General features: G+C 37.0%; 22 protein-coding genes. 11 read left to right on the top strand and 11 right to left on the bottom strand.

Going from position 1 to position 24,819, the window contains the following annotated elements; translation table 11 throughout:
* Positions 1 to 28 precede the first annotated feature (28 nt).
* Positions 29 to 439, top strand: coding sequence for a hypothetical protein (locus BUB91_RS13270; RefSeq protein ID WP_073099780.1), 411 nt, complete (start codon positions 29 to 31; stop codon positions 437 to 439).
* 7 nt (positions 440 to 446) lie between these two features.
* On the opposite strand, the gene BUB91_RS13265 is transcribed toward BUB91_RS13270, so the two are convergent.
* Together BUB91_RS13265 and BUB91_RS13260 are read right to left on the bottom strand one after the other, a co-directional pair.
* Complete coding sequence (locus BUB91_RS13265; protein WP_073099779.1) at positions 447 to 1,370, bottom strand: patatin-like phospholipase family protein; 924 nt, start codon at positions 1,368 to 1,370, stop codon at positions 447 to 449.
* A complete protein-coding gene (locus tag BUB91_RS13260; protein ID WP_073099778.1) occupies positions 1,370 to 3,439 on the bottom strand; it encodes a M1 family metallopeptidase in 2,070 nt (689 codons plus the stop codon). Before BUB91_RS13260 ends, BUB91_RS13265 begins: the two co-directional genes overlap by 1 nt.
* Before the next feature lie 113 nt (positions 3,440 to 3,552).
* Between BUB91_RS13260 and recG the strand changes: the two genes are divergently transcribed.
* The 5 genes from recG to BUB91_RS13235 all read left to right on the top strand — a co-directional run bounded on the left by recG (position 3,553) and on the right by BUB91_RS13235 (position 10,207).
* Positions 3,553 to 5,658, top strand: coding sequence for an ATP-dependent DNA helicase RecG (recG, locus tag BUB91_RS13255; protein WP_073099777.1), 2,106 nt, complete (start codon positions 3,553 to 3,555; stop codon positions 5,656 to 5,658).
* Positions 5,659 to 5,806: 148 nt separating this feature from the next.
* Entirely contained in the window at positions 5,807 to 8,233 is a 2,427-nt protein-coding gene (gene pheT / locus BUB91_RS13250; protein WP_073099776.1) for a phenylalanine--tRNA ligase subunit beta, read from the top strand.
* 69 nt (positions 8,234 to 8,302) lie between these two features.
* Positions 8,303 to 9,025 (top strand): hypothetical protein, encoded by a 723-nt coding sequence (locus BUB91_RS13245; protein ID WP_073099775.1) that lies wholly within the window; start codon positions 8,303 to 8,305, stop codon positions 9,023 to 9,025.
* Positions 9,022 to 9,540 (top strand): putative signal transducing protein, encoded by a 519-nt coding sequence (locus tag BUB91_RS13240; protein ID WP_073099774.1) that lies wholly within the window; start codon positions 9,022 to 9,024, stop codon positions 9,538 to 9,540. Before BUB91_RS13245 ends, BUB91_RS13240 begins: the two co-directional genes overlap by 4 nt.
* A 67-nt stretch (positions 9,541 to 9,607) precedes the next feature.
* Positions 9,608 to 10,207, top strand: a complete 600-nt coding sequence (locus tag BUB91_RS13235) for a hypothetical protein (RefSeq protein WP_073099773.1) — start codon at positions 9,608 to 9,610, stop codon at positions 10,205 to 10,207.
* Positions 10,208 to 10,286: 79 nt separating this feature from the next.
* Here the strand turns inward: BUB91_RS13235 and BUB91_RS13230 are convergent, their stop codons facing one another.
* A complete protein-coding gene (locus BUB91_RS13230) occupies positions 10,287 to 11,912 on the bottom strand; it encodes an ABC-F family ATP-binding cassette domain-containing protein (RefSeq protein WP_073099772.1) in 1,626 nt (541 codons plus the stop codon).
* Between the two features lie 183 nt (positions 11,913 to 12,095).
* On the opposite strand from BUB91_RS13230, the gene BUB91_RS13225 reads away from it, so the two are divergent.
* Positions 12,096 to 13,514 (top strand): TlpA family protein disulfide reductase, encoded by a 1,419-nt coding sequence (locus BUB91_RS13225; protein WP_073099771.1) that lies wholly within the window; start codon positions 12,096 to 12,098, stop codon positions 13,512 to 13,514.
* A gap of 171 nt (positions 13,515 to 13,685) precedes the next feature.
* Here the strand turns inward: BUB91_RS13225 and fsa are convergent, their stop codons facing one another.
* The 8 genes from fsa to BUB91_RS13185 form a co-directional block, all read right to left on the bottom strand.
* Positions 13,686 to 14,342: a fructose-6-phosphate aldolase gene (fsa, locus tag BUB91_RS13220; protein ID WP_073099770.1), complete on the bottom strand. Its 657-nt coding sequence runs from the start codon at positions 14,340 to 14,342 to the stop codon at positions 13,686 to 13,688.
* A 123-nt stretch (positions 14,343 to 14,465) separates the two neighbouring features.
* On the bottom strand, positions 14,466 to 15,272 hold the full coding sequence (locus BUB91_RS13215) for an SDR family oxidoreductase (RefSeq protein WP_073099769.1): 807 nt from the start codon (positions 15,270 to 15,272) through the stop codon (positions 14,466 to 14,468).
* Positions 15,273 to 15,691: 419 nt separating this feature from the next.
* Complete coding sequence (locus tag BUB91_RS13210; RefSeq protein ID WP_241652614.1) at positions 15,692 to 16,795, bottom strand: Fic family protein; 1,104 nt, start codon at positions 16,793 to 16,795, stop codon at positions 15,692 to 15,694.
* Positions 16,796 to 17,452: 657 nt separating this feature from the next.
* Positions 17,453 to 18,367 carry a helix-turn-helix domain-containing protein gene (locus BUB91_RS13205; protein ID WP_073099767.1) on the bottom strand — a complete coding sequence of 305 codons (915 nt, stop codon included), beginning with the start codon at positions 18,365 to 18,367 and terminating at the stop codon, positions 17,453 to 17,455.
* Between the two features lie 18 nt (positions 18,368 to 18,385).
* Positions 18,386 to 19,123, bottom strand: a complete 738-nt coding sequence (locus BUB91_RS13200) for an SDR family oxidoreductase (protein ID WP_073099766.1) — start codon at positions 19,121 to 19,123, stop codon at positions 18,386 to 18,388.
* An 11-nt stretch (positions 19,124 to 19,134) separates the two neighbouring features.
* The gene (locus BUB91_RS13195) at positions 19,135 to 20,112 is read right to left on the bottom strand and encodes an aldo/keto reductase (protein ID WP_073099765.1); all 978 of its coding nucleotides are present in this window, start codon (positions 20,110 to 20,112) and stop codon (positions 19,135 to 19,137) included.
* Positions 20,113 to 20,229: 117 nt separating this feature from the next.
* Positions 20,230 to 21,033, bottom strand: a complete 804-nt coding sequence (locus BUB91_RS13190; protein WP_073099764.1) for an aldo/keto reductase — start codon at positions 21,031 to 21,033, stop codon at positions 20,230 to 20,232.
* A 239-nt stretch (positions 21,034 to 21,272) separates the two neighbouring features.
* Positions 21,273 to 21,680: a helix-turn-helix domain-containing protein gene (locus tag BUB91_RS13185; RefSeq protein WP_073099763.1), complete on the bottom strand. Its 408-nt coding sequence runs from the start codon at positions 21,678 to 21,680 to the stop codon at positions 21,273 to 21,275.
* A 232-nt stretch (positions 21,681 to 21,912) separates the two neighbouring features.
* Here BUB91_RS13185 and BUB91_RS13180 point away from each other — a divergent pair, with 232 nt between their 5' ends.
* Genes BUB91_RS13180 through BUB91_RS13165 form a run of 4 tightly spaced genes read left to right on the top strand, consistent with a single transcriptional unit; the run spans position 21,913 to position 23,854 of the window.
* Complete coding sequence (locus BUB91_RS13180) at positions 21,913 to 22,785, top strand: hypothetical protein (RefSeq protein ID WP_128759360.1); 873 nt, start codon at positions 21,913 to 21,915, stop codon at positions 22,783 to 22,785.
* Positions 22,775 to 23,185 carry a hypothetical protein gene (locus BUB91_RS13175; RefSeq protein ID WP_073099761.1) on the top strand — a complete coding sequence of 137 codons (411 nt, stop codon included), beginning with the start codon at positions 22,775 to 22,777 and terminating at the stop codon, positions 23,183 to 23,185. Before BUB91_RS13180 ends, BUB91_RS13175 begins: the two co-directional genes overlap by 11 nt.
* A complete protein-coding gene (locus BUB91_RS13170; RefSeq protein ID WP_128759359.1) occupies positions 23,178 to 23,492 on the top strand; it encodes a hypothetical protein in 315 nt (104 codons plus the stop codon). Before BUB91_RS13175 ends, BUB91_RS13170 begins: the two co-directional genes overlap by 8 nt.
* Positions 23,493 to 23,524: 32 nt before the next feature.
* Positions 23,525 to 23,854, top strand: a complete 330-nt coding sequence (locus BUB91_RS13165; RefSeq protein ID WP_073099759.1) for a hypothetical protein — start codon at positions 23,525 to 23,527, stop codon at positions 23,852 to 23,854.
* Positions 23,855 to 24,819: the final 965 nt, after the last annotated feature.

Here is a 24,819-nt window from a genome sequence, read left to right as displayed (position 1 = left end):
CAATAAACATCTCATTAAAAAACATATTATGAAGATTAAAAATCTGCTTTTTATACTTTCGGCTTTTGTTGTATTTAGCTGTGATTCTGTTTCAAAAACTACTGATCATACAGATTCTGAAGAGTGTACTAAAATTCAATCAGCTTATGTTTCTGAAGTTACAGGGGAACAACAAGTTGAAGCTGGGAGCACTCTTGACTTAACAGTTTCCTTTCCGGTAATGAGTGGTTGTGGACAATTCAACGAATTTAAAGAGACTGCTACAGGCAAAACCATTACTGTAGAAGTTGAAGCTATTTACAAAGGTTGTATATGTACGATGGATATCCCAACCCGTACTGCAACCTACACTTTTAATCCTTCAAAAAGAGGAAGCTACACATTGAAGTTTAAAAGCTCTGACACCGATTATATCGAAAAAACAATCAGAGTCAACTAAACCTGAATCATTCAGTCTCAGAAATTTCACGGAGTTTATTATCTTGTGCGTGTTTTGCTTTCGCAGCAGCGTAATCCCATCCTTGCTGCCACCATTCTGACATTAATCTTTTATTGAATATCAGACTGTTTTCTGTGAGCTTTGAAGGTGTATAATATAGATTCAACGGCACATCTTTATTAATAGCTGCAAGCTTGCCCACAATCACATCATGGTACTCTACCTGATCCATCAGAAAGCCAAAAAGGTTTACCATCAAAGAGAACGGGTTTTTACCCAGCACTTTGTTGTACTCCATATTTTCTGACTCCAGAATGATGGCGTCGACTTCTGTCGCTCCGCGGCGTATCGCTTCCCGAATAGGAACGATACAGCCAAAACCACCGTCTGCGTATTCAAACCCGTTTTTATTCACAAGACTCATAAACGGCACATAGTTACAGCTAATCCACACCCACTCACAAAAATCATCATAGTCCCAATTCTTGATCGATTTGTATTCTACTGTGTTTTTAGTAAGGTTCGAGACTGTCACAACCACATCTGCAGTCTGATGTTTTATAGTTTCAAACTCTGCTTTAGGAAGGTTTTTCTTGATATTCTTGAGCAGGTTTTTGCTTTCACCAAATGTCCGTTTGCGTCTTATAAATTGCCAAACCGTGTTCCAGTAATTAATAGATACATATTCCCGGTTTCCTTTCTTTTTAATATTGAAAGGATTTACGTCAAAAATGGTATTCTGGTTTACTTGCGTATAAACTTCGTACGCCCGTTGTATATTGTTATTCGCCAATTGAGATATTAAAAGACTTCCGGTAGAAGTTCCTAAAAACAAATCATACTTATGACCTTGTTCTTGCATAAGATGTTGTGCTACGCCGCCGGCATAAGCTCCTTTACTTCCTCCTCCCGAAATTACTAATGCCCGCATCAGCTCAATTTTTCTGCTAAAAAGTTTTTTTGCCTTTCGTCTTTTATATTGAGCTTTTTGAGCTCCTTGCGATAATCCCCATTCTTAAGAACCTCATCTAAAATCTGCTTACAGGTTTGTGAAAATCGCCAGTTATGATGAAAACAGGCTTCTACTAAATTTTCTAAACTCTTAGGTTCAAAAAGCTGAAGTTGGTACAATTTGGTAAACGCCTGCTCTCGAGTTTCAAAAGAATATCTATCACCTGTAAAACGCGTCAAACGGAAGAAATGATCGCGTATATAAGCTTCTTCATAATCAAGAGTAGAAATGGCAAGAGCCAGCCATACGATCTCTACATTATGATTAGCAAACCCTTGAAGGCCTTTCATCTTATCTAAATATTTATGACGATCTCCCGGAAAAGAAGACCATAAATTCATAAAAGCCAGTTCGCGCGTGATATACGAATCATCATTAAGCAAACGCTCATAATTGGTCTTCATTGAAGCCGGAACTTTACTCACCGTTTGTGCTATAGCCTGACGCACCCAAGGATTATTGGTATAAAACGCGCGCTCGTAAATACGAGCTGCTGCTCCCGGAGAAACGTCTGCCAACTGATAAATAGCCTCAGGACCAGAATATTTGTCCGGCAAGGCTAAAAGGTCAAATAATTTTTGAGATTTCTGGCTAAAAGACAACTTACGCAAACCAACCGTTCTTTTATAACGCTGAATCACCGGGTAATCTTCAAGCGTGGCAATAGCTTCCTCATATCTAAAATCCGGACTCTTCAACCAGTTTTCTTCAAATTCTAATAAATCCTGACCGCTGGCTGCACGAGCTTCAATTAAGAAATCTTCAGTCTCTACATTGCTGAATTTATGTTTTTCTAAATAGTTTTTAACTGCTGTTCTAAACGCCTCATCATCTATTTGTAATCGCAACATATGCAAAGCCCAAGCTCCTTTTTGGTAAAACGTAAGTGAGCTCGCTTTAGGATTGAGCAATGCCTCACCGTTACCTTTATCTGTAAGTTCTTTAAGCTGCATCGCAGACTGAAAAAGCTTCCACGCATAGATTTCTTTACCCATTGCATCAGCTTCTGCTAATAGCGCATAATACGTAGCAAAACCTTCCTGCAGCCAGTGATGCGTTCCTGAAGTTTCGGTCACATAATCACCAAACCACTGATGCGCGAGTTCGTGAGCATTTACATTCACATAATTACGATCTGTAAAACCACTCCGGTCAACCATATACTGATCGCTAAAAACAGTCGCCGTTGTATTTTCCATACCGGCATATAAAAAGTCTTTTACAGGAACCTGCTTGTAATCTGGCCAAGGATACGGCACGCCAATTTCTTCCTCTAAAAAATCAAACATATCATCACTATAGCGATATGTTGTCATTACTTTAAGTGAATCTTCAGGATAATAATATAGGTAAATAGGCACACCAGAATCTGATCTGCGTTTTTGTTTGCGATAATCTCCTAAAACAACCGCTACCAGATAACTAGACATAGGTTCTGACATCTCATAATGCCAAATGAATTTATCGTCACTTTCTTCTTTTTCTTTTAAAACTCCGTTTGCAATAACTTCCTGACCAGGATAAGCAATAACTGAAAGATCAAACTCGATTTTATCATTCATATCATCAATACTAGGCAACCAGTTTGAAGTATATTTCCCCTGGCCTTGCGTCCAGATTTGTTGAAAACCGCCATTGTTTACAAAGTAAAGCGCTTTGTTAGGCTTTGCAGTATATTTGAGGTTGAGGTTGTAAGTTTCCCCTGCTGCAAAACTTTGGGTAAAAATAATTCGACCTTCATCGGTATGGGTGCTAATCAACTTACCGTTGAGAAGCGACTCGTATTTGGTGATATTTTTAGCATCGAGATACACAAAATCGGCATCACTTTTCATAGTAAATTTAACCTCCATATCACCGGTTACGGTGCCTTCTGCAAAGTTAAAATCGAGTAATGCATATATGCGTTCAAAATCTACCGTTTCGGTCTGTTGGGCGTATGTCGTGCTTATCAAAAATGCAACGATAAGCGAAAAAATCAATCTCATAAAATCAAACTAATGAATAGGCTGCCAAATTAAGGATTTGATTTTAAAACCGCTTGTTTTAAATGCAGAGAAAACAAGAATAAAATAACAGGGTTTTATATCTTCGTTTTTTGATGAGCAGCAGTAAACTTCAGACTCCTATAGATTACCTAAAAGGCGTGGGACCTAATCGGGCAAATCTGCTGCGTTCTGAACTGAGCATTCATACCTATCAAGATCTGCTCAATTTATTTCCTAACCGATATATTGATAAAACGCAATATTATACGGTAAATCAATTACAGCCTACCAGTGCAGATGTGCAGATCATTGGTAAAGTAACGCATTTAAAAACGGTAGGTGAAGGCCGATCAAAAAGGCTCGTTGCCAGTTTTATAGATCAAACCGGTGCTATGGAACTGGTTTGGTTTAGGGGCTTGAAATGGATTCGCGAAGGATTGAAAATCAATGTTCCCTATGTGGTTTTTGGAAAAGTGCAACGCTTTGGCAGCACCTACTCCATCGCGCATCCTGATATGGAATTGCTTGAGGAACACGAGAAAAGTATACGCGTCGCCATGCAACCGGTTTACCCTTCTACGGAAAAACTGAGCAACAAAGGCATCACAAATCGAGTGATGAACGGGCTGATGCAAACGCTATTTCAAGAGGTTCATAAGAATATTGAAGAGTCGCTTTCCCAAGACATACTAACCGCTTTAAAATTAATCCCGAAACGAGAAGCCTATCTCAATATTCATTTTCCGCAGAAACAGGAAAAGTTGGCGCTGGCGCAGTTTCGATTGAAATTTGAAGAACTTTTTTACATTCAGTTGCAGTTACTGGTTAAAAACAAACTGCATAAGCAAAAAATAAAAGGCTATCCGTTTGAAAATATAGGCGAAAAATTCACCACTTTTTACAGCAAACACCTTCCCTTTGAATTAACCGGAGCTCAAAAACGCGTACTTAAAGAAATACGTAACGATCTGGGGAAACCGGCTCAAATGAACCGACTACTACAAGGTGATGTAGGTAGCGGTAAAACAATTGTCGCGCTCATGACGATGCTCATCGCGCTGGATAATGGCTTTCAGGCTTGTTTGATGGCTCCTACAGAAATTCTTGCAATACAGCATTTTCAAGGAATTAGCGAGTTATGCGAACACTTGGATATCAAGATCGCTTTGCTTACCGGATCTTCTAAAGCCAAAGAACGCCGCACCATTCACGAAAGTCTCGAAGACGATTCGCTACACATTTTAATAGGTACACATGCGCTGCTTGAAGATAAGGTGAAATTTAAAAACCTGGGCTTAGCGGTGATTGACGAGCAACACCGTTTTGGGGTCGCGCAACGCAGCAAACTCTGGCATAAAAATGAGCTACCTCCTCATGTCTTGATTATGACGGCAACACCTATTCCGCGTACTTTGGCAATGAGTGTTTATGGAGATCTAGATGTTTCGGTGATAGACGAGTTACCACCGGGTAGAAAAGCGATCAAGACGGTGCATCGTTTTGATAATAACAGACTGAAAGTTTTTGGTTTTATCAGAGATGAAATCAAAAAAGGCAGACAGATTTATGTGGTTTATCCATTAATTCAGGAAAGTGAAGCATTAGATTATAAAGATCTAATGGATGGTTATGAAAGTATCGCCAGAGAATTCCCAATGCCAGACTATCAAATCTCTATCGTTCACGGACAGATGAAACCCGCCGATAAAGATTTTGAGATGAATCGTTTTGTGAACGGCGAAACCCAGATTATGGTGGCGACTACGGTAATTGAAGTTGGTGTTAATGTGCCGAATGCTTCGGTGATGATTATTGAAAGTGCAGAACGTTTTGGGCTATCGCAATTACACCAGTTACGCGGTCGTGTAGGTCGCGGTGCAGATCAGAGTTATTGTATTTTAATGACCGGACACAAATTATCTGAAGATTCAAAAACACGTTTGCAAACAATGACCAGCACAAACGATGGTTTTGAGATTGCTGAAGTAGATCTCAAACTTCGTGGTCCCGGTGATCTGATGGGCACTCAGCAAAGTGGTGTACTCAATCTTAAAATTGCTGATATCGTTAAGGATAATGAGATTATGAAAATCTCCAGAAATTATGCTTCCGCTTTGCTGAAAAATGACCCCCAACTTGCAAAACCTGACAATCTTCCTATTAGAAAAACCTATGCAGAGGTTATGAAGTTTAAAAATATCTGGAACTATATCAGTTAAATAAACCTTCTATTTTCAAGATTACTACTTCAATAATTAAGCTTCCTTTTTTCTTCTAAAAAAGTATTATTTCCGTAATTGATTAAACCCGACTTATTGAGTAAAAAAGCACGGTAAATGTTATATTTGCCCTTTCAAAAATAAAGGAATGCAAATAAGCTACAACTGGTTAAAACAGTTTATTAATATTGATTGGGATGCCGAAAAAACCGGCAATTTATTGACAGACCTGGGTCTTGAAGTTGAAGGTATTGAGAGCTTTCAAAGTGTAAAAGGTGGTCTTAAAGGTATTGTAGTAGGTCATGTACTTACTTGCATAAAGCACCCTAACGCAGATCGTCTTAAGATAACTACAGTTGATCTTGGTGATGGTGATCCGGTACAAATTGTTTGTGGCGCACCTAACGTAGATGCGGGTCAAAAAGTCCCTGTAGCTACCGTAGGCACGACACTTTATGATGATAAAGGAGATGCCTGGAAGATTAAAAAAGGGAAGATCCGCGGTGAGGTAAGTAACGGTATGATTTGCGCTGAAGACGAATTGGGCCTTGGCGAAAGTCACGACGGAATTATGATTCTGGAAGATGATCTAAAGCCCGGAACTCCGCTAGCTGAAGTTTTTGAAATTGAAGACGACATTGTTTTTGAAATAGGCTTAACACCTAATCGCGCTGACGCGATGAGCCACATGGGCACAGCTCGTGATTTACGCGCCGGTCTTATACAATCTGGTGTTACTCCAGAATTTATAACACCTTCTACAAGTTCATTTAGAATAGATAACCGCACTCAAAAAATCAGTGTAGAAGTGCTCAACAATGAGCGTGCTCCAAGATATTGTGGTATTACACTTGGTGGTCTTACTATCAAAGAATCTCCAGTGTGGATTCAAAATAGATTAAAGGCTATTGGACTTACGCCAAAAAACAATGTGGTCGATATTACCAATTATGTCCTTCATGAATTGGGACAGCCTTTACACGCTTTTGATTTGGCTAAAATTGCCGGAAAACAAGTGAATGTAAAGACCGTTGCTGCAGGTACCAAGTTCACCACTCTAGATGGTATTGAACGTGAATTGCACCAAGAGGATCTAATGATTTGTGATGCTGAAAAACCGATGTGTATCGCAGGAGTTTTTGGTGGAGAAAACAGCGGTGTGACTGAAGGTACAACCTCTATATTTTTAGAGAGTGCGTTCTTCGACCCTGTTAGTGTTAGAAAAACCGCTAAAAGACACGGTTTGAATACAGATGCTTCTTTTAGATTTGAGCGTGGTATAGATCCTAATTTAACCGAATACGCACTCATTAGAGCTGTTCTGCTTATACAAGAATGTGCAGGTGGTGAAGTAACCAGCGATGTGGTTGATATTTACCCTAAAAAGATTGAAGATCACCAAGTATTTTTAAGCTTTGATCGCGCCGAAAAATTGATTGGTGAAGCTATTCCTAAAGAAACAATCAAGTCTATACTTTCATCTTTAGATATTAAAATAAATAACATCACTGAGTCTGGAATTGGGATGACCATACCGGCTTACCGTAACGATGTTACCCGCGAAGTAGATGTTGTCGAAGAAATTTTACGTGTTTACGGGTACAATAAAATTCAGTTTAAATCAAAACTGAATGCTTCAGTATCAAAAAGTAGCCGCTTTGCAGATCATAAAATTCAGCAAATTACCGGAAGCCTTTTAGCTTCTTTAGGCTTTAATGAGATCTTAAATAATTCATTGACAAGTCCAATGTATGCTTCCTTGAACGATGCGTTCAAAGAAGATTATAACGTAAAAATGCTCAATCCATTGAGTACAGATCTTTCGGTAATGCGACAGTCTTTACTTTTTTCAGGGTTAGAAGTAGTCGCTTTTAACAGCAACCGCCGTCAGCCTGATCTCAAACTTTTTGAATTCGGAAAAAGCTATCATAACTTCCCCGGAGGTCGTGAAGAACACAAGCATTTAACGCTTTTAATGAGTGGGAAGCAAAATTCAGAAAACTGGTTTCAAGCACAACAAAGCAGCAGTTTTTTCAATTTAAAAGGAAGCGTTGAAGCTATTTTAAACCGTTTAGGCATTAGTAATTGGACTGTAAAACCAGTAAAAGATGCTCAATTTTCTGAAGGATTAACCTATACCACTCAGAAAAAATCATTAGTAAGTTTAGGACTGGTTCCTAAGATAATTCGCAATCATTTTGATCTTGATCAAGAAGTCTTATTTGCTGATTTTAATTGGGACACCATTTTAGATCTCGTAAAACAAACTAGAATAAGTTTTACGTCTATCCCTAAGAATCCTGCGGTTCGCCGTGATTTTGCTTTACTTCTAGATAAAGAAGTGAGTTTTGACCAAATCTATCAGGAAGCTTATAATGTAGAGAAAAAAATGCTTAAAAATGTTGCGCTTTTTGATGTTTACGAGGGTAAAAACCTACCGGAAGACAAAAAGAGTTATGCAGTAAGTTTTACGCTTCAAGATGAAAACAAAACACTTACAGACAAAGAAATAGACAAAATCATGAATAAGTTGCAAAATCATTTTGAACAGCAACTTAACGCGGTATTGCGTTAATACTTTAGCATTTAGAGTATTGTGCGTTCGTGATCAATTGGTTAACTTTAAGATTCTAAAAAAAGAAAAATGCTTTTAAAAAGAACCAATATTCACGATAAATTGCTTCGTGAGCAACATCGCGCAACTAGTGAGGCCGCTGTTTTAAAATGGGTAACTAATTTTATTAGAAAAACACCGTCGAGTAATCAACGAATATTAGACAACCTCTCTAAAAATGCTGAAGCAGATATTACAGATTTTGATTTTAACCTGTTAGATACTAAACGTATTTTTAACGAAAACAGTATTAAAAAAATCTGCGTGAATTACCGGTTACGTTTTTTAGATACCTGCTTCTTTAAAGGAACATTTCCACAAGAAGCTCTAAATGAAATTAAAGATCTCGAGGAAGAGCATCAAACTATTTTAAAAGGATTTAAAATAATGGCGCCATCTAAGATGTTTGTTTTAAACAAAACAGATGATCCGCTATTATTTGCTCCTATGGGTAATGGTCATTATTATTTAATTCACAAATGGGGGGATGATTTGCATCCACTACGTAAATTAACGATGTGGCCGTTTAAAAGGCTTGAAAACATCATTGTAGCTATATTACTCTCTAGCCTTATCGCTACAGCATTGATTCCAGATGGTTTGTTTGCCCCAGAGCAATCATTCAGTCAGGATGTGATGGTTTTCTTTTTTATGTTTAAATCTATCGCTGCAATTGTACTATTTTACGGTTTTGCACTAGGTAAAAATTTTAATACCGCTATCTGGAAGTGTCAATACGATAAAGCACAATGATCAAAGATTCTAGTTATGAGCGCGTTTATACAGGCTCTGAAATAAATGTGAATTTCTTAAAAAATAAATTAGATGAAGCTGGTATTAGCAGCGTCATCCGCAATGATCAAGACAGTGCGTTAAGAGCTGGCTTTGGCCCTCTGAGTGATTACGGAAGTCAGGCTTTACTTTCCGTTAAAAAAGAAGATTTAGTACGCGCTAAATACATTACAGAAAAAACATTCTCAGAATCCAATCTTACTGATACAGAATTAGAACAACAAGCTAAAGACAGTCGTTTAGAAGATCATACTACAGAATTAAAAGCTGCACGACCACTTATCTCAAAAGAAGAAAAGCCGAAGCGTTCCTTTTTTAATATAGCTTTAAATGTAGGTTTGTTGATGTATTCTTTATGGAGACTCTACCCATTACTTGAAGGGCAACAACTTCCCACCTATCGAATTCTCTTGAGTAGTTTTATCGCATTGTTCTGTACCGTAACGCTGGTAAGACATTTTACAAAAACTAGATAGCCAGACGCAACTAATTACAAAAACCTTCATCTACGTTGTAGTTATAAACCAATATAAATTACAACTAATGAAATTTTCGAACTTTTTACTTTTAAGCTTAACCGGATTAATCATCTCTTGTTCAGACACTGATGATTATATAGAACCTATTTACAATCCTTTTGATGTTTCTGATTTGATAACTATCCCTGAAGCTCAAGAGACGTATTCACTCAATGACACACTGTATATTGACTTAACAGTACCCACAACTCTAGTAAGTGATCAAGATGAAGATATTAGTCTAGCAGAATTAGTGCCTAATGCTCAATTTGCAGAAACTTATTTTTTCAGATATGAGACAGAAGATACTGAGCAAGATACCCCTATCGCATTTAATACAGATGATGTATTTATTGTTGAACAGAATGGTACTGGTGAAATCATACCTGAGCTTAAAGGCTTAGCTATTGCAGGGCTCAAAAATGGAAATGCCTATACTGCTCGTTTAGGTATTAAATTGACCGAAGCTGGAAGTTTTTACCTATCACCTTATAGCGAAGCTGTTGATGATGCATTTTACGTTATACTACGAGATAGACAAACAACAGATATCGTAGAATTAAAAACGACTATTGAAGGGCAAGATCCTGCAAACCGTTTTTCCTATACTGTTGCAGCTGAATAAGTAAATTACATACATAAAAAAAGTCCGCGATTAAAAAATTGCGGACTTTTTTTATATAAGATATTAAAGTCGTATACTATTATGCTTCTACAGCATACATCTGCTCGCGTTGCTCTTTTATTTTAGGATCATTCATATAATCATCAAAAGTAAGATAACGATCAATTGATCCACCCGGAGTTAACTCTACAATACGATTACCTACGGTTTGTGCAAACTCGTGATCGCTTGTTGTAAGAAGAATGGTTCCTTTAAAGTTCTTCAAACTGTTGTTTATCGCAGTAATAGACTCCAAATCTAAGTGGTTTGTAGGCTCATCAAACATCAACACATTAGCGCGCTGCATCATCATTCTACTCAACATACAACGCACTTTCTCTCCCCCAGATAATACATTAGAAGTTTTTAAAGCTTCCTCTCCTGAAAAGATCATCTTCCCTAAGAAACCACGTAAATACACTTCTTCACGTTCCTGTTCAGTTTTAGCATATTGACGTAACCAATCAACCAAAGTCAAATCGTTTTCAAAGTATTCTTGATTATCAACGGGTAAATAAGATTGATTCGTAGTTACACCCCACTCATACTTTCCTTCTAATGCTTTTTGCTTTCCATTTATAATTTCATAAAAAGCACTGGTAGCTCTACTATCTTTAGAATAAATAACAACCTTATCTCCTTTAGCCAGATTAAGATTCACATTTTTAAACAGAATCTCCCCATCTATTGAAGATGATAATTTTTCAACATTTAAGATCTGATCTCCTGCTTCACGCTCACGCTCAAAAATGATTGCCGGATATCTTCTGCTTGAAGGCTTAATATCGTTTACATTAAGCTTTTCAATCATCTTTTTACGCGAAGTAGCTTGTTTACTCTTAGCTACGTTTGCACTAAAACGACGAATGAATTCTTCTAGTTCTTTCTTCTTTTCTTCAGCTTTCTTATTCTGTTGAGCTCGTTGACGCGCTGCTAATTGAGAAGACTCATACCAGAACATATAGTTACCGCTGAAGTGTGAAATTTTACCAAAATCTATATCTGAAATATGGGTACAAACTGCATCTAAAAAGTGACGGTCGTGAGATACAACAATTACACAGTTATCATAATTTGCTAAAAAGTTTTCTAACCAACTTATAGTCTCGTAATCCAAGTCGTTAGTTGGCTCATCCATAATCAAAACATCCGGATTTCCAAAAAGTGCCTGAGCTAATAAAACCCGCACCTTTTGCTTACTGTCAAGATCTTTTACCAGACTGTAGTGTAAATCTTCGGGTATACCCAAACTAGACAATAATGCAGCGGCATCACTATCTGCGTTCCAACCGTTCATCTCCTCAAATTCTACTTGTAATTCACCTATACGATCTGCATTTTCATCAGAATAATCTGCATATAAAGCATCTATTTCAGTTTTTATTTTAAATAATGGTTTATTACCTATTAAAACCGTTTCTAGAACCGTATGCTCATCATAAGCATAATGATCCTGCTCTAAAACAGACATACGCTTACCGGGTTCAAGATGTACATGACCACTTGTAGCGTCTTCTTTTCCTGAAATTATTTTTAAAAAAGTAGATTTTCCTGCACCATTTGCGCCAATAATCCCGTAGCAGTTCCCTTGAGTAAAAGAAACATTTACTTCGTCAAATAAGACGCGTTTTCCAAACTGTACAGATAAATTTGATACTGATAACATAAGCTTAAGCCCTGATTTTATAATGATTTGCAAAAATACAGCTAATAAGCTAAAAGAAGAAATATTAACTTTTATATTCTATGTTTTAACGCACAATTAACAGCAGAGTTAACGTGTCACAATTACATTTGATGCATTTAACCAATATTCATTTTTATTGCAATATTTCTATCTCAATATTTTATGAGCGCTAAGCTACTTGTAGCCATCTGTATATCCCTGATACTTTTAATAGGTTGCTCAAAAGAAACGCAAAAAACAGAATCCGGCACATATATAGGTGGTCAAATAATCAATCCTACTTCTAACTTTTTACTTCTTAAAAAGGATGATAAACTTATAGATAGTATTAAGCTGGATCAAAACAACCGTTTCCTCTATAAATTTTCAGATTTTAAACAGGGACTTTATCAGGTTTTTCATAATGAAGGACAAGTCATTTATGTTGAACCTAATGACAGCTTACTTCTTAGGGTAAATACTTTTGAATTTGACGAAACTCTCACTTTTACAGGCTATGGTGCTGTAAAAAACAACCTGATGATAGAACTCTATCTTCAAAATGAGCAGGAAAATGACTTGATGCTTCAGCAAGAAGTTTATCAACAAGATCCTGAAACTTTTACAAGAAGTATTATTAAAATGAAAGAAAACCGGGAAGCTATTGTTTCTCGCTTTTTTCAAAAATACGATGCTAGTGTTTCCTTTCAAAAAATAATTCACGCTATTGTTGACTACGATTTTTATGCGCGTCAAGAGGTATATCCTATGTCACACTTTGGTGTAGATCGAATAAAGTTCTTAGAAAGCTTTCCGAAATCTTTTTACAACTATAGAGAGCAAGCAGACTTTAATGACTCTGGATTATTAGATCTCTACAGCTATCAACGCTTCTTAATCAACTATTTTAACCAGGCAGCTTTTAAAGATTATTACAAAGAAGAACCTTACAACCCACTATCATTCACACACAACCTACATAAACTAAGAATTATCAACTCTAAAATATCTAATGATTCTGTAGAAAGTTTTTTACTCACTCGAACTATTAAAGATTACTTAGCAAACAGCAATGATAAAAAAGGAGGCCAAACGCTCTACGATATGTATATGGAACGTATTACCTCTGAACAAGACAGAATTCTTATTCAAGAATTATATGAGGCTAATAAGAAGATTGAAACCGGAAAACACATTCCTAACGAGAAGCTTATAAACTCTGATAGTGATACACTCACTCTTGATCAAATTATAAAAAGACCAACTTTTGTATTCTTCTGGTCTTCTGCACGAAAATCTCACGCGCTTCGTGCTCAAAAATTAGCTAAAACGCTAATCCAAAAATATCCTGAGTATACCTATATCGCTATTAATGTGAATGATGATTTCGATAAATGGCAAAGAACAATCAACCGCTACCAATTTGATATAGCGAAGCAATATTTCATTAAAGACAGCTTTGACGAACTTTCGCAAGACCTAGCCTTAAACTCGCTTCTTAAAACATTTATTTTAGATCGTAACGGCATCATTATTAATGCACACGCAAATATATTCAGTAGCAATTTTGAGAATGAATTGCTTCAGGGATTGAATAAGTAATTCTGAAACCTGCTTAATTAGAAAGTGTATACTATAAAAGCTTACAAGTTAGCTAATGATTGAAACCACAAGTATTCCTGATACTGAATTAATTAAGGCCTCAACCCAAATTATCACACATAAAAAAAACCCGCTAAAAGCGAGTTTTAATTTATATATCAAAGAGAGCTATTAGCTATTTCCCTTATTGTAATCTGCTAAGAATTTCTCTAAACCGATATCAGTTAATGGGTGTTTTAACAAACCTTCAATAGAGCTTAATGGTCCGGTCATAACGTCTGAACCTAATTTAGCACAGTCAATAACATGCATTGTGTGACGTATAGAAGCTGCTAAGATTTCAGTTTCAAAAGCATAGTTATCATATACTAAACGAATATCAGCTATAAGTTGTAAACCATCTGTAGAGATGTCATCAAGACGACCTAAGAATGGAGAAACATAACTAGCACCTGCTTTTGCAGCTAATAATGCCTGACCTACAGAAAATACTAAAGTACAATTTGTACGGATACCTTTATCGCTAAAATATTTTAACGCTTTGATACCGTCTTTAATCATAGGTATTTTTACAACGATTTGTTCGTGAAGTGCAGCAAGCTCCTCACCTTCTTTAACCATTCCGTCAAAATCTGTAGCGATTACCTCAGCACTTACATCACCATCAACAAGATTGCAAATAGCTACGTAATGTTTTAATATATTTTCTCTCCCACTGATGCCCTCTTTAGCCATCAAAGATGGATTTGTAGTTACACCATCAAGAACACCTAGTTCTTGAGCTTCTTTAATTTGGTCTAGATTTGCTGTATCAATAAAAAATTTCATATGAAGAATTTAGATTATCAAAAATATTGAGTTTCAAAATTACGCAATATAATCGTTAATTTTTAAGAAGATAGCATTTAAAAAAAATATAAGTGTTTAACTTACACTAAACTAACTTGTAGACTATAATTTATAATGTTTAAGCAGCAAACGCTCATACATTTTGCCAGGAAGAACTCCTTTTAAAAACACAGAAATTTTCTGCATAAATGCCCCTACTTTATAATGTACTTTAGGTTCTTTAGTACTAATAATAGCATAAACTGCTTCACCCATTTTTTGAGGATCTTCACCATGATCTACATGCTCATCCATCAAAGAGAGTGATTTACCATAATTCTCAGCGTAAGGAGAACCTTCTAATAAAGGTGCGTGATAACGACCAGAAGCTATATTAGTAGCAAAATCACCTGGAGCTACATTAGTGAGTTTTATGTTAAACTCCTTCAACTCCATACGCAAAGCTTCGGTGGTTAAACCTAAAGCTCCTTTTGTAGCAGAATAAGCACTACGATACGGTAAGCCCATATACCCGGCTATTGAAGTCACATTAATAATAAGTCCACTTGCTTGCTTGCGCATGGTTGGTAAAACAGCTTTTATCACCCGTAGCGGTCCAAAATAATTGGTTTCAAAAATAGATTTGAGTTCGTCTTCCGGGATTTCTTCTAGCGGGCCGGTAATTCCCTTTCCGGCATTATTAATAAGAATATCCAATCGACCTTCAACTTTTAGAATTTGATCAACCGCAGTAGAAACTGTTTTTTCTTGGGTTACATCAAGTGCTAAAAATTGAACCCCATTTTCTGAATGCTGCTTAGGCTTTCGGCTGGTGCCATAAACCTTAAATCCTTTAGTAACTAAAAATTCTGCTATTGATTTTCCTATTCCGGAAGAGGCTCCTGTGATCAAAACTACTTGAGACGACATACTGTAAATTTAGAGCGGGGAAATTACGTAAATTACCTCAAGTCGAAGTAACAAGTCTGCAAAATGAGAACAAATAGATTGACTTTGAAAAAAATCCTGATCCCAAAAAGGACACCTTTAAATATACCTACAATCAGATAAAAAAAATCAGTAAAAATTTAATTTTACTAGTTTTCATAGAATTAGATATAAAACAATATATGTTAAATACTTATTTCATCGGGGTGCAGGTAATTTGGAAACCACCTCTCCCCCTATATTTCCTGTATCTTACAGCTGAATTACTCGATCTATTCACCGAATAATTCACTTCATTTAAAAGAACATTAAGACTGATGGTATTTGATACTATAAAGGTATAAAAAATAATCTAAGTCTTTAACGAGAAAAGGGTTACAATCAAATACACTCAAAAAGCTTTAGTCCTCAAAGTTGATTTCATAGCGTGTACTACGTCCCTCCCCACTAGGTATAAATAGCTTTTTAGCTGCCAAATCCTGAAGGTCACGCGTTGCTGTTGCTTTTGATGTTTTGGTAAGGGCAATGTACTTTTTTGCCGTCATCCCCCCTTTAAACCCTTCCGGTTCTTCATCAAGCATTCGATTGACGACCTTTAATTGGCGGTCATTCAGGGAATTTCTATGGCGATCAAAAAAACGGGCTTTTCTCAAAGTAAAAGAAACAAGCTCTTCCGCCTGAGATTGAGCTTCTAACACAGTATTGACGAAGTAGATAATCCAATCGGTTATTTCATTGGACTGCTGCGTGTTTTTTAGAGCCTTATAATAGGCTTGTTTATCGTGCTCTATTGCTTTTGAAAGACTGAGCAGAATAGGGCGGTTTAAGTCTTGAGATAGCGCCTTTTCAGATAGTGCCCTTCCTATTCTTCCATTTCCATCTTCAAAAGGGTGAATGCTCTCAAAATACAGATGTGCAATCGCTGAACGGATAAGTGGTTTTTTAATAGGGTTGGCTCCTTCTGGATGAGATTCATTAAACCACTTTATAAAAGCTTGCATTTCATTCGGAAGCAAATGGGAAGGCGGAGCTTCAAAATGGATCTTCTCCTTGGCCCAGGTACCGGACACGATCTGCATAGGTTCACTGTGCTTACGCCATTGCCCGGTGTTAATGCGTCTAGCACTCGCTAATAGCGTTCTGTGCCATTCAAATAATACCAGGTCTGTCAAAGGTTCTGCAAAATTTTGCCTAACCCGCACCATTAAATCTCCCACACCCCGCGCCATTGGGTCTTTGACCGCTTTAGGTGTACAATAACCCATATGGTTTCGTATAGAAGACATCACATCTTCCCGACTCAGGTATTCTCCCTCTATTTCTGAAGTTTTCACAGCCTCAGCAACCATTAGCGATAAGATAGCTTCCATTTGCATCGTTTCTGAAAGCCCTTCTAATATACCATTAACGCGACCGGCTCTTTGGCTGAATTCAAAGAGCTTCTCTTCGATTGCAGTTGTAGTATACTTAAAATTAGGCCAGTCTTCGTGTTGCCAATTATACATGATGAGCCGATTAACTATTTAATTGGCTCAAATATAATCAAAAAATGAGCCGATTAGCACCTCTAATCGGCTCAAAGATACATTATGGATTGTCTATTTATAAGAACCCGCTTATAATTTTATCTATTTCAGTATCAGAATAAAATTTTATAAAGTTATTTCAGAACGATCAAAAACACACCTTCGACGGGGCAACTCCCAGGCAAAGCCTAGGCATCCCCTAGGATAGTGTATGAAGAGTGTATGAAAACGGGTTTTGAAAAGTCGAAATTTAAGAGTTTGTTAACAATGCGGGTGGTCAATTGCCTAATCGGCTAATTGAAGCGTACTTCAAGGGCAGGAACCCAATAAATCCGTACCGTATATTTCCTGAATCTTAGAGATGATATACTCCGACCTATTGCTAAACTAAAAAGAGCATTTAGATTAATGGTATTTGACCGTCTTTGATAGTATGGAAAATATTAATTAAGTAAACTGCTCACCTTTAAACTGTTTAAAATAATACTATAGTAACTATTTTAAACAGAACTTTCTAACTCTTTTTCGAAAGAAAACGAAGTTAAAGAAACAGACTTTCATCTTACTAAAAATCAGTTATTTAATTATATTTTATTTGCAGCAATAGCTTTCAGTCGTTCGCTTTTAAAGCTTCTTTTAGTTAAACGATTGTCTGAACTCCAAGGGCGAAATTTTTGCTTTTGTTTTAAAGAGCTTGCTGAATGATTGTGGATGTTCAAAACCTAATTCATAAGCAATTTCTGAAACGGAAAGATTGGTGGTTGATAATTTTTCTTTGGCTCTTTCTATGATTGCGTTCTGAATATATTGTTGTGTGTTCAGTCCTGTAAGTGAACGCAGCATATCGCTTAAATAGCGTTGCGATAATTTTAATTCGGTGCAGATATATTTCACGGACGGTAAGCCATCTTTCAAACTATTTTCTTCTTCAAAATAGTTGTTTAAAAGTTTGTCCAAAGAAGTTATGATGTCGTGATTGATTGCCTTCCTGGTAATAAATTGCCTATTGTAAAAACGATTGCTGTAATTCAGCAGTAATTCTATTTGAGACACCAATACATCTTGGCTAAAATTGTCAATATTGTTATCTAATTCGTTGGCTATTGTAGTAAATAAATTAGCTATAATTTCTTTTTCTTTTGCCGATAAAAACAAGGCTTCGGTAACATCATAAGAGAAAAAACCATATTGATTTATTGTTTTCCCTAAGGGATAATTTCGTATAAAGTCGGGATGGAAATACAAAGCAATCCCTTCATAGCTTTCTGTTTCTTCAGGTGAAAAAACAATCTGTTTAGGCTTCAAAAATGCCAATCCGCCTTCTTCAAAATCGTAATATTCTTGTCCGTATTTTATGTGTCCTGTGAAGCTAGGCTTAAAGGAAATTTTGTAAAAATCAAGACTTACTTTCTGTCCTCTTGGAAACATTTCAATCGGAACATTGCGGTAATCAACCAAAGAAACCAGTGGGTGCAATGGCGCAGGAAGTCCTAATATCCGCGAAAGTTGCGATATACTTTTAATAGGATTGATATTCGATTGTTGTTGCATAAGCGTTTATGAATTTAATCAATTTTGTTTTGACGGACGAATCACAATATAACCAATTTCAACGTCATCAGGTTGACTTACTGCATAAATTACAGCATTGGCAATTGCTATGGGGTCTATGGCCATTTGTTCCATTCCTTTTTGAATAGCTGTTTTTACTTCTTCATTTTTTATGTTGTTCGCAAAATCTGTTTTCACAAATCCGGGCGAAATGCCTGTTATGCGTATGTTTCCGTTGGACTCTTGCCGAAACGCTTCTGCAATAGTGCGGATGGCGTTTTTAGTTCCTGCATAAACGCCTTGCATTGGGACAATCTTTATTCCTGAAGTTGAAATGATATTGACGATATGTCCCGATTCTTGATTTTTGAAAACAGGAATTGCAGCCGCCATTCCATACAAAACGCCTTTGAGGTTAATGTCAATCATTTCTTCCCAACCGTCAATATCCAATTCGTCAATGCGGCTTAACTGACTGACACCTGCATTGTTTACAATGACATCTAATTTTCCGTATTGCGCAACTGCGGTATTGGCCAGCCGAACTAGATCGGATTTATGCTTCACATCAGTTTGAACAAAGGTGGCTACACCACCTTTGTTTTTTATTTCTTCCACAACTTGTTGCAATTGTTCTGTTCGTCTTGCACCTAAAACAACCTTTGCACAATTTTTTGCTAATTCTATGGCGATGGCTTTACCCATTCCACTGCTTGCTCCTGTAATAGCAACTACTTTTCCTTTTATATTTTGCATTGCTATGAGTTTTATTTATCTATTTGTTTTTCTAAAAATTCAGGATAGCGGTTACCCACAAGTGTAATTCCATTGACTGTTGTGTTAATTCTTTCAAGTTCATCATTGGTCAATACAATAGTTGTACTTGCAATGTTTTCCTCTAAACGGTGCAATTTTGTGGTCGCTGGTATTGGTGCTATCCAAGGCTTTTGAGCTAATAGCCAAGACAATGCTAATTGTGCAGTCGTAATATTTTTCTGTTGCGCAATTTCAGAAAGTGCATCTACTAAAACCATATTGGCCTTTATATTTTCTTCGCTGAAACGAGGAATAATATTTCTGCGGTCAACATCTTCTAATTTCTTATTTATTCTACCTGTAAGAAATCCTTTCCCTAAAGGACTGAACGGAACGAAACCAATTCCTAATTCTTCTAAAGTTGGTATGATTTCATTTTCAGGTTCACGCCAAAACAAAGAGTATTCACTTTGTAATGCGGATACAGGTTGAATTGAATGTGCTTTTCTGATAGTGCTGGTACTTGCTTCCGATAAACCGAAATATTTTACTTTGCCCTCTTGTATCAGATCTTTTACTGTTCCTGCAACATCTTCTATGGGAACATTAGGGTCTACTCTGTGTTGATAAAGCAAATCAATATAATCTGTTTGTAATCTTTTTAAAGATGCTTCGGTTACCGCTCTGATCGTTTCGGGTCTACTGTCTAAACCTACTGCTGGGCTAGCATCTTTGCATCCAAATTTTGTGGAAATCACGACATCGTTTCTGTAAGGCTCTAAGGCCTCGCCAACAATTTCTTCATTGGTGTAAGGTCCGTAGGCTTCTGCGGTATCAAAAAACGTAACACCTCGTTCAACTGCGTTGCGCACTAGACTTACAGCATCTTTTTTATCTAGACCTTTACCGTCTAAAAAGTTTAAACTCATACAGCCAAAGCCTAATGCGGAAACTTCTAATCCACTGTTTCCTAATTTTCTCTTTTGCATAATTCTTTTTTTAATTGTTTATAATACTGAATAAATTTCAGGTGTAAAATTCCTGATTGTTGTTGTATAAAAAGTAGTCGGATTGGTAATTGTTGTAGTCAGGTTTTCAAACGCTTTTTAAACACTATAAATCAGTGCACTACCTTGATCTAATGATGTAATGGTTACCATATCATCTGCTGACAACTCAAAGTCAAATACATTGAAATTTTCGTTTATCCTTTCCATATTTGCTGATTTAGGAATAACTACAACTTCCCTTTGAATTAACCATCGTAGCACCACTTGGGCAATGCTCTTATTATATTTGCTTGAAAGCGCTTTTAACAGTTCATTGCTAAAAAGATTGTTTTTACCCTGAGCAAAGGGTGCCCAAGACTCCAACTGTATGCTTTGAGATTTCAAAGTTTTCTGCATCTGTGTTCTTTGAGAAAATGGATGGGTCTCCACCTGATTGACTGCCGGTACTACAGTATGCTTCTTAAGTAAATTCTGAATCTGATCCTTATTGAAATTACTTACACCGATCGCCCTTATTTTACCTTCTTTGTATAATTCTTCCATTGATTTCCAAGAAGAATTCACGTCTCCCTGCGGAAGATGAATTAAGTAGAGATCGATATAATCAAGCTGCATTTTTTTTAACGATGCTTCAAAAGCGCGCTTTGTATTTTCATAGCCGGGAGCCTCTGGCAAAAACTTTGTGGTAACAAAAATTTCTTCCCGCTTGACATTACTTTTTTTAATTGCTTTGCCTACTGATTCCTCATTATGATATGCAGCAGCTGTGTCTATCAGTCTATAACCAATATTTAAAGCATTAAGCACAGACTTCTCGCACTCTGAACCGTTTCGAAGCAAGTAGGTGCCAAAACCAAGCAGTGGCATCTTTACGCCATTATTTAATGTTACATTTTTCATTTTTGAATTGACTTAAATTTCAAGTACAAAATTCTTAAAAGTCATTCTATGAAATGTATCCGAGTTGGTAGTTGTTGTAGTGAAATTGTAAGGGCGTAAGACGGGTCATCCCCAACTCAAAGCCTACCCAAAGCCCAGGATAATGTATGAAATACATATTTTATAAATATAAATTTCACCCATAAAATAACCTCAAACTATTAAGCTTGAGGTTCAATCTAATTATTATGAAACGTAGTTTATTTCTTCTTAAGCAACGCTTCCAAATAGTTCACCTTATCTTGCTCTGCCTGAACCAAACGTTCATAAAGTTTCTTGTTTTCCTCGTAGGCTTCTACTAATTTATCAAGAGGATTAAAAGTTGGCTGGTATGCAAAAAGAGAAGAATTATCGTGGTTAGTGACTGTGTTACCTATAATATTAAAAACAGCCTCTTCTGAAAAATTCTCAATTCCCTCTTTAGTCACTCCTAAAACCTGCGCTACCCGTTCCAGTTTTTTAGCATCCACCGTTTCACTTTTTTCAAGGGTTGACACACTTTGCTGGCTAATTCCTAATTCTTCGGCAAGGGTTTCCTGTTTCATCCCACGCAGTTCTCGGATGCGGGCAATTTTACGGCCTATATGATTGGGTTTGGTGGTAGTCATCTGCATTATTTTTAGTTAGTAAAACTTAAGTTCTGCCTTTTGGTGCTAGTAAAATACAAGTTCATACAGGTATTTCACAAGCCGAGTTGGTAGGGTACGCGTCATGTCCGCTATACTTTTAAAGGACAACAAAGACCTGAAACGCTCACAGCTAATCAAAAGTAAGGCTTTTCTTTTAAAAGTTTTAGCAAACGTGATTCAGCTTGAGTTATGATCATCTAATAGCTATCCTATGAGAACGCCGCCAAGCATCAGTCCAGAAATCCATAAAGTACTACCTATCATCCGTAGCTTAATCGGCATTCATACTGTTTATTTGATCGGGCAGCAGAAAATAACGAGGGATTGCTTGTATTCCTCTTCTTTAAACAGAACCAGAAAACCGCATTCCAGCTACGTAGCCACTATGCTTATCATAAGTCATGATCAGGTAGCTGACCCCAAAATTTTTATGAATGAGGTCTTCAACAAGACTCAGGAACAGGTTACCCTCTACTCTGTTCACTTTACCCTTAATGAAGCCAATAATAGGATTAACTACGGCTCCAATTTCTTAAACCGCGTTTTAGAAGTTGGCACCTTGCTTTACAGCGAAGACAACCGGCTTAAACAACTTGGTTCCTACCTCTATCACCCTGAGGTATTTCTCAGAATCCAAAAGCATTGGAATAAACGGTTGAGACACGCGTGCTACTTTGAAGAAAAATCTACAATCTGCGAGGATAACCCGAGTAATCAGGGCAGATACCTACTCTTACAACAATCCATTCAACAAGCCTGCCTGGGGTTGATCTATGTTTTCTGGGAATATCAGCCCTCCTATTACTCCCTACCCTATCTCTTGCACCTCTGTGAGCAGTTCTCCGAAGTCCCAAAGATTATCTACCCAAAAAGATCCTTTCGATCTCAACTGATGTATTCCCGTCTTTGCCACGCGCAGTATAACCTAAACGAAAAGATTCACGAAGATCTTACAGAGTCAGACTCCCTAAAAGCGGAACACCTTGCCTATAAATTTATTCAGGCCGCTCGCAAAGAGGCCAATAAAAAACTTGAAGAGCTGAAAGAACTCCATAATCTAAAAGAAGAACAGTATGAAAAGTAGAAAGATCAATACTCAAAAATTTAGAAGTATACGTAAGATAGCTAATTACCCTTACGGCTTACAAAAGAAACAAGTTGGCCGGCATACGTTCAGGACTGCGAATCTTCTTTTTGACGATCATACCGCTTACCTTTCAATGGCAACTGCTTTACTTGAAGTATGCGTTCTTGCATTAGACGGTCAGGGAAGTTTCCACGCTAAAACACTCAGTAATCAAAGCCTCGATACCAGTGTCAAACTGGTATTAGAATTGGCTATCGAAATGATGCCTCACGATGATATGTTTAAATACCAGCAAATCATGGCTATTCTGGAAGAAGATGTGGAAGGTCACTGCTTTCCAAAAAAATTAAAAAACCTACTAAAAGCGAATGCTTATGAAAAAGAAAAAAATGCTTAAACGTTTAAACCAGATTGGAGAAGAACACCTGAGAAAGCTGGTACCTCATCCCCACATTAAGAATAATTATCAAATAAGCTTCCCGGTTCAAAACCATCTACATCTTATGTTTTTGATTGAAGATATCATTAAAGTGAGTGTCATGGCACTCAATGGCATTGAACGTGGAGGTGATCGACCTATAAAAGAACCCGAACGCAGTATTTCAGAAGTTCTAAAACACGCGCTCGACCTTCTTCCCCTCGAAGAAGCAGAATTTATTGATAAAATCACCGAAATACTAAATCAGCAAGAAACCAAGGATTAGTTCCGGACATGTTACTACTTAAATCACGAACCATGAAAACCAAGAAACTTTTAAATCAGCTAATGGAGCTTAAAGAAACACATATTGAATTGATCAATGACTCCCGAAACAGAAACCAAACCTGTGGTCTGGCTTCCAATTACTCGGAACTAATACATAGGATTGCAGATCTACTTAAAACTTCAAAAAAAGCTTTGGAAGGTATGCATTGCCTGCCGGAAACCAACCCTACGAAAATCGAATACAATGTAGCCGATGTTATTGGGATAGCTATTAAACTGCTTCCGTTCTCCGAAATGCAGTTTATAGATAAAACAATGGAGTTGTTAAGTGAAGAATCATCAATGAATACAGAACACTAAACCATTTACTTATTTCATCTTGAGCAAATCCTTTTTTGCTCAACTGAAATAGTATTGTAGATCAAAACGCATACGGGGTTTTGGTGTTTCACTTACTTCCTCCAGAGCCGTCGCAATACCTTTTTTGATAGTTTTTACCTTCGGGATTTTAAATTAGATGAGGGCTATAAATAGGAAAGCATAGCCGACCGGTTTATGCGCCCGACTAATTTAGAATCCTGTATTTTTTCTATCAAAAAAGGTTTGCTGTTGGGAGTGTCTTAAAAATAATTAAATCACGAAAGTAAAAGATTGCCCATTTCAAGTTAGAATGCCCAGCGAACTCAGGTCAAAAATGGCTAACAAGATTTTAATACTATCAAATTGACATTTTTGGCCTGTGTTCAAGACCTTTTGGACGAACCTCTTTCCCCGAAGCCCAGTGGAGGGGAATGTGGTGAGGACTACCTGAATTACCCTTCTTTACTTCTATTTAAATAGAATTTGTCGCAAAAATCTGCCTGTTTACAGGGCTTAAAAGCACATTTGTCGCAAAATACTCAAAATCAAGCTGAAAAATAAACTATAAATTCCTGAAATAAAATGAGTTACACACCTGTAACATCGCGCAGCGTGTTACCCTCTTGCTATCCCCCTTAGTTTTGCGAACGCACTTTATTTAGGGATTATTTATATGTTAGTGAGTTTCCGTAATTGTTAACTTTCTATCGGGGAATAGCCCCAATAATAATAAACTGTGACCAAACTGATGGGGGCGAATTATACGCTACTCAAAGCTGTGGGCTTATACTTTATTTGATAAAAGCCCCCGTCAGTTATCTCCAGAACGGCATCAGATGGAAATTCAGGTTTTTAGACCTATTATCAGGGGTTCGATGGTTATCTGGATACTGGTTAGTTATCTAAAATCCTATCTATTATGAACAGACAGAACTTCTGCTACTTTATCGGTATCGACATATCGA

The sequence above is a fragment of the Leeuwenhoekiella marinoflava DSM 3653 genome (genome assembly GCF_900129005.1).
In the GTDB taxonomy this organism is placed as follows: Bacteria; Bacteroidota; Bacteroidia; order Flavobacteriales; family Flavobacteriaceae; genus Leeuwenhoekiella; species Leeuwenhoekiella marinoflava.
This window is presented reverse-complemented; position numbering and strand designations above follow the sequence as displayed.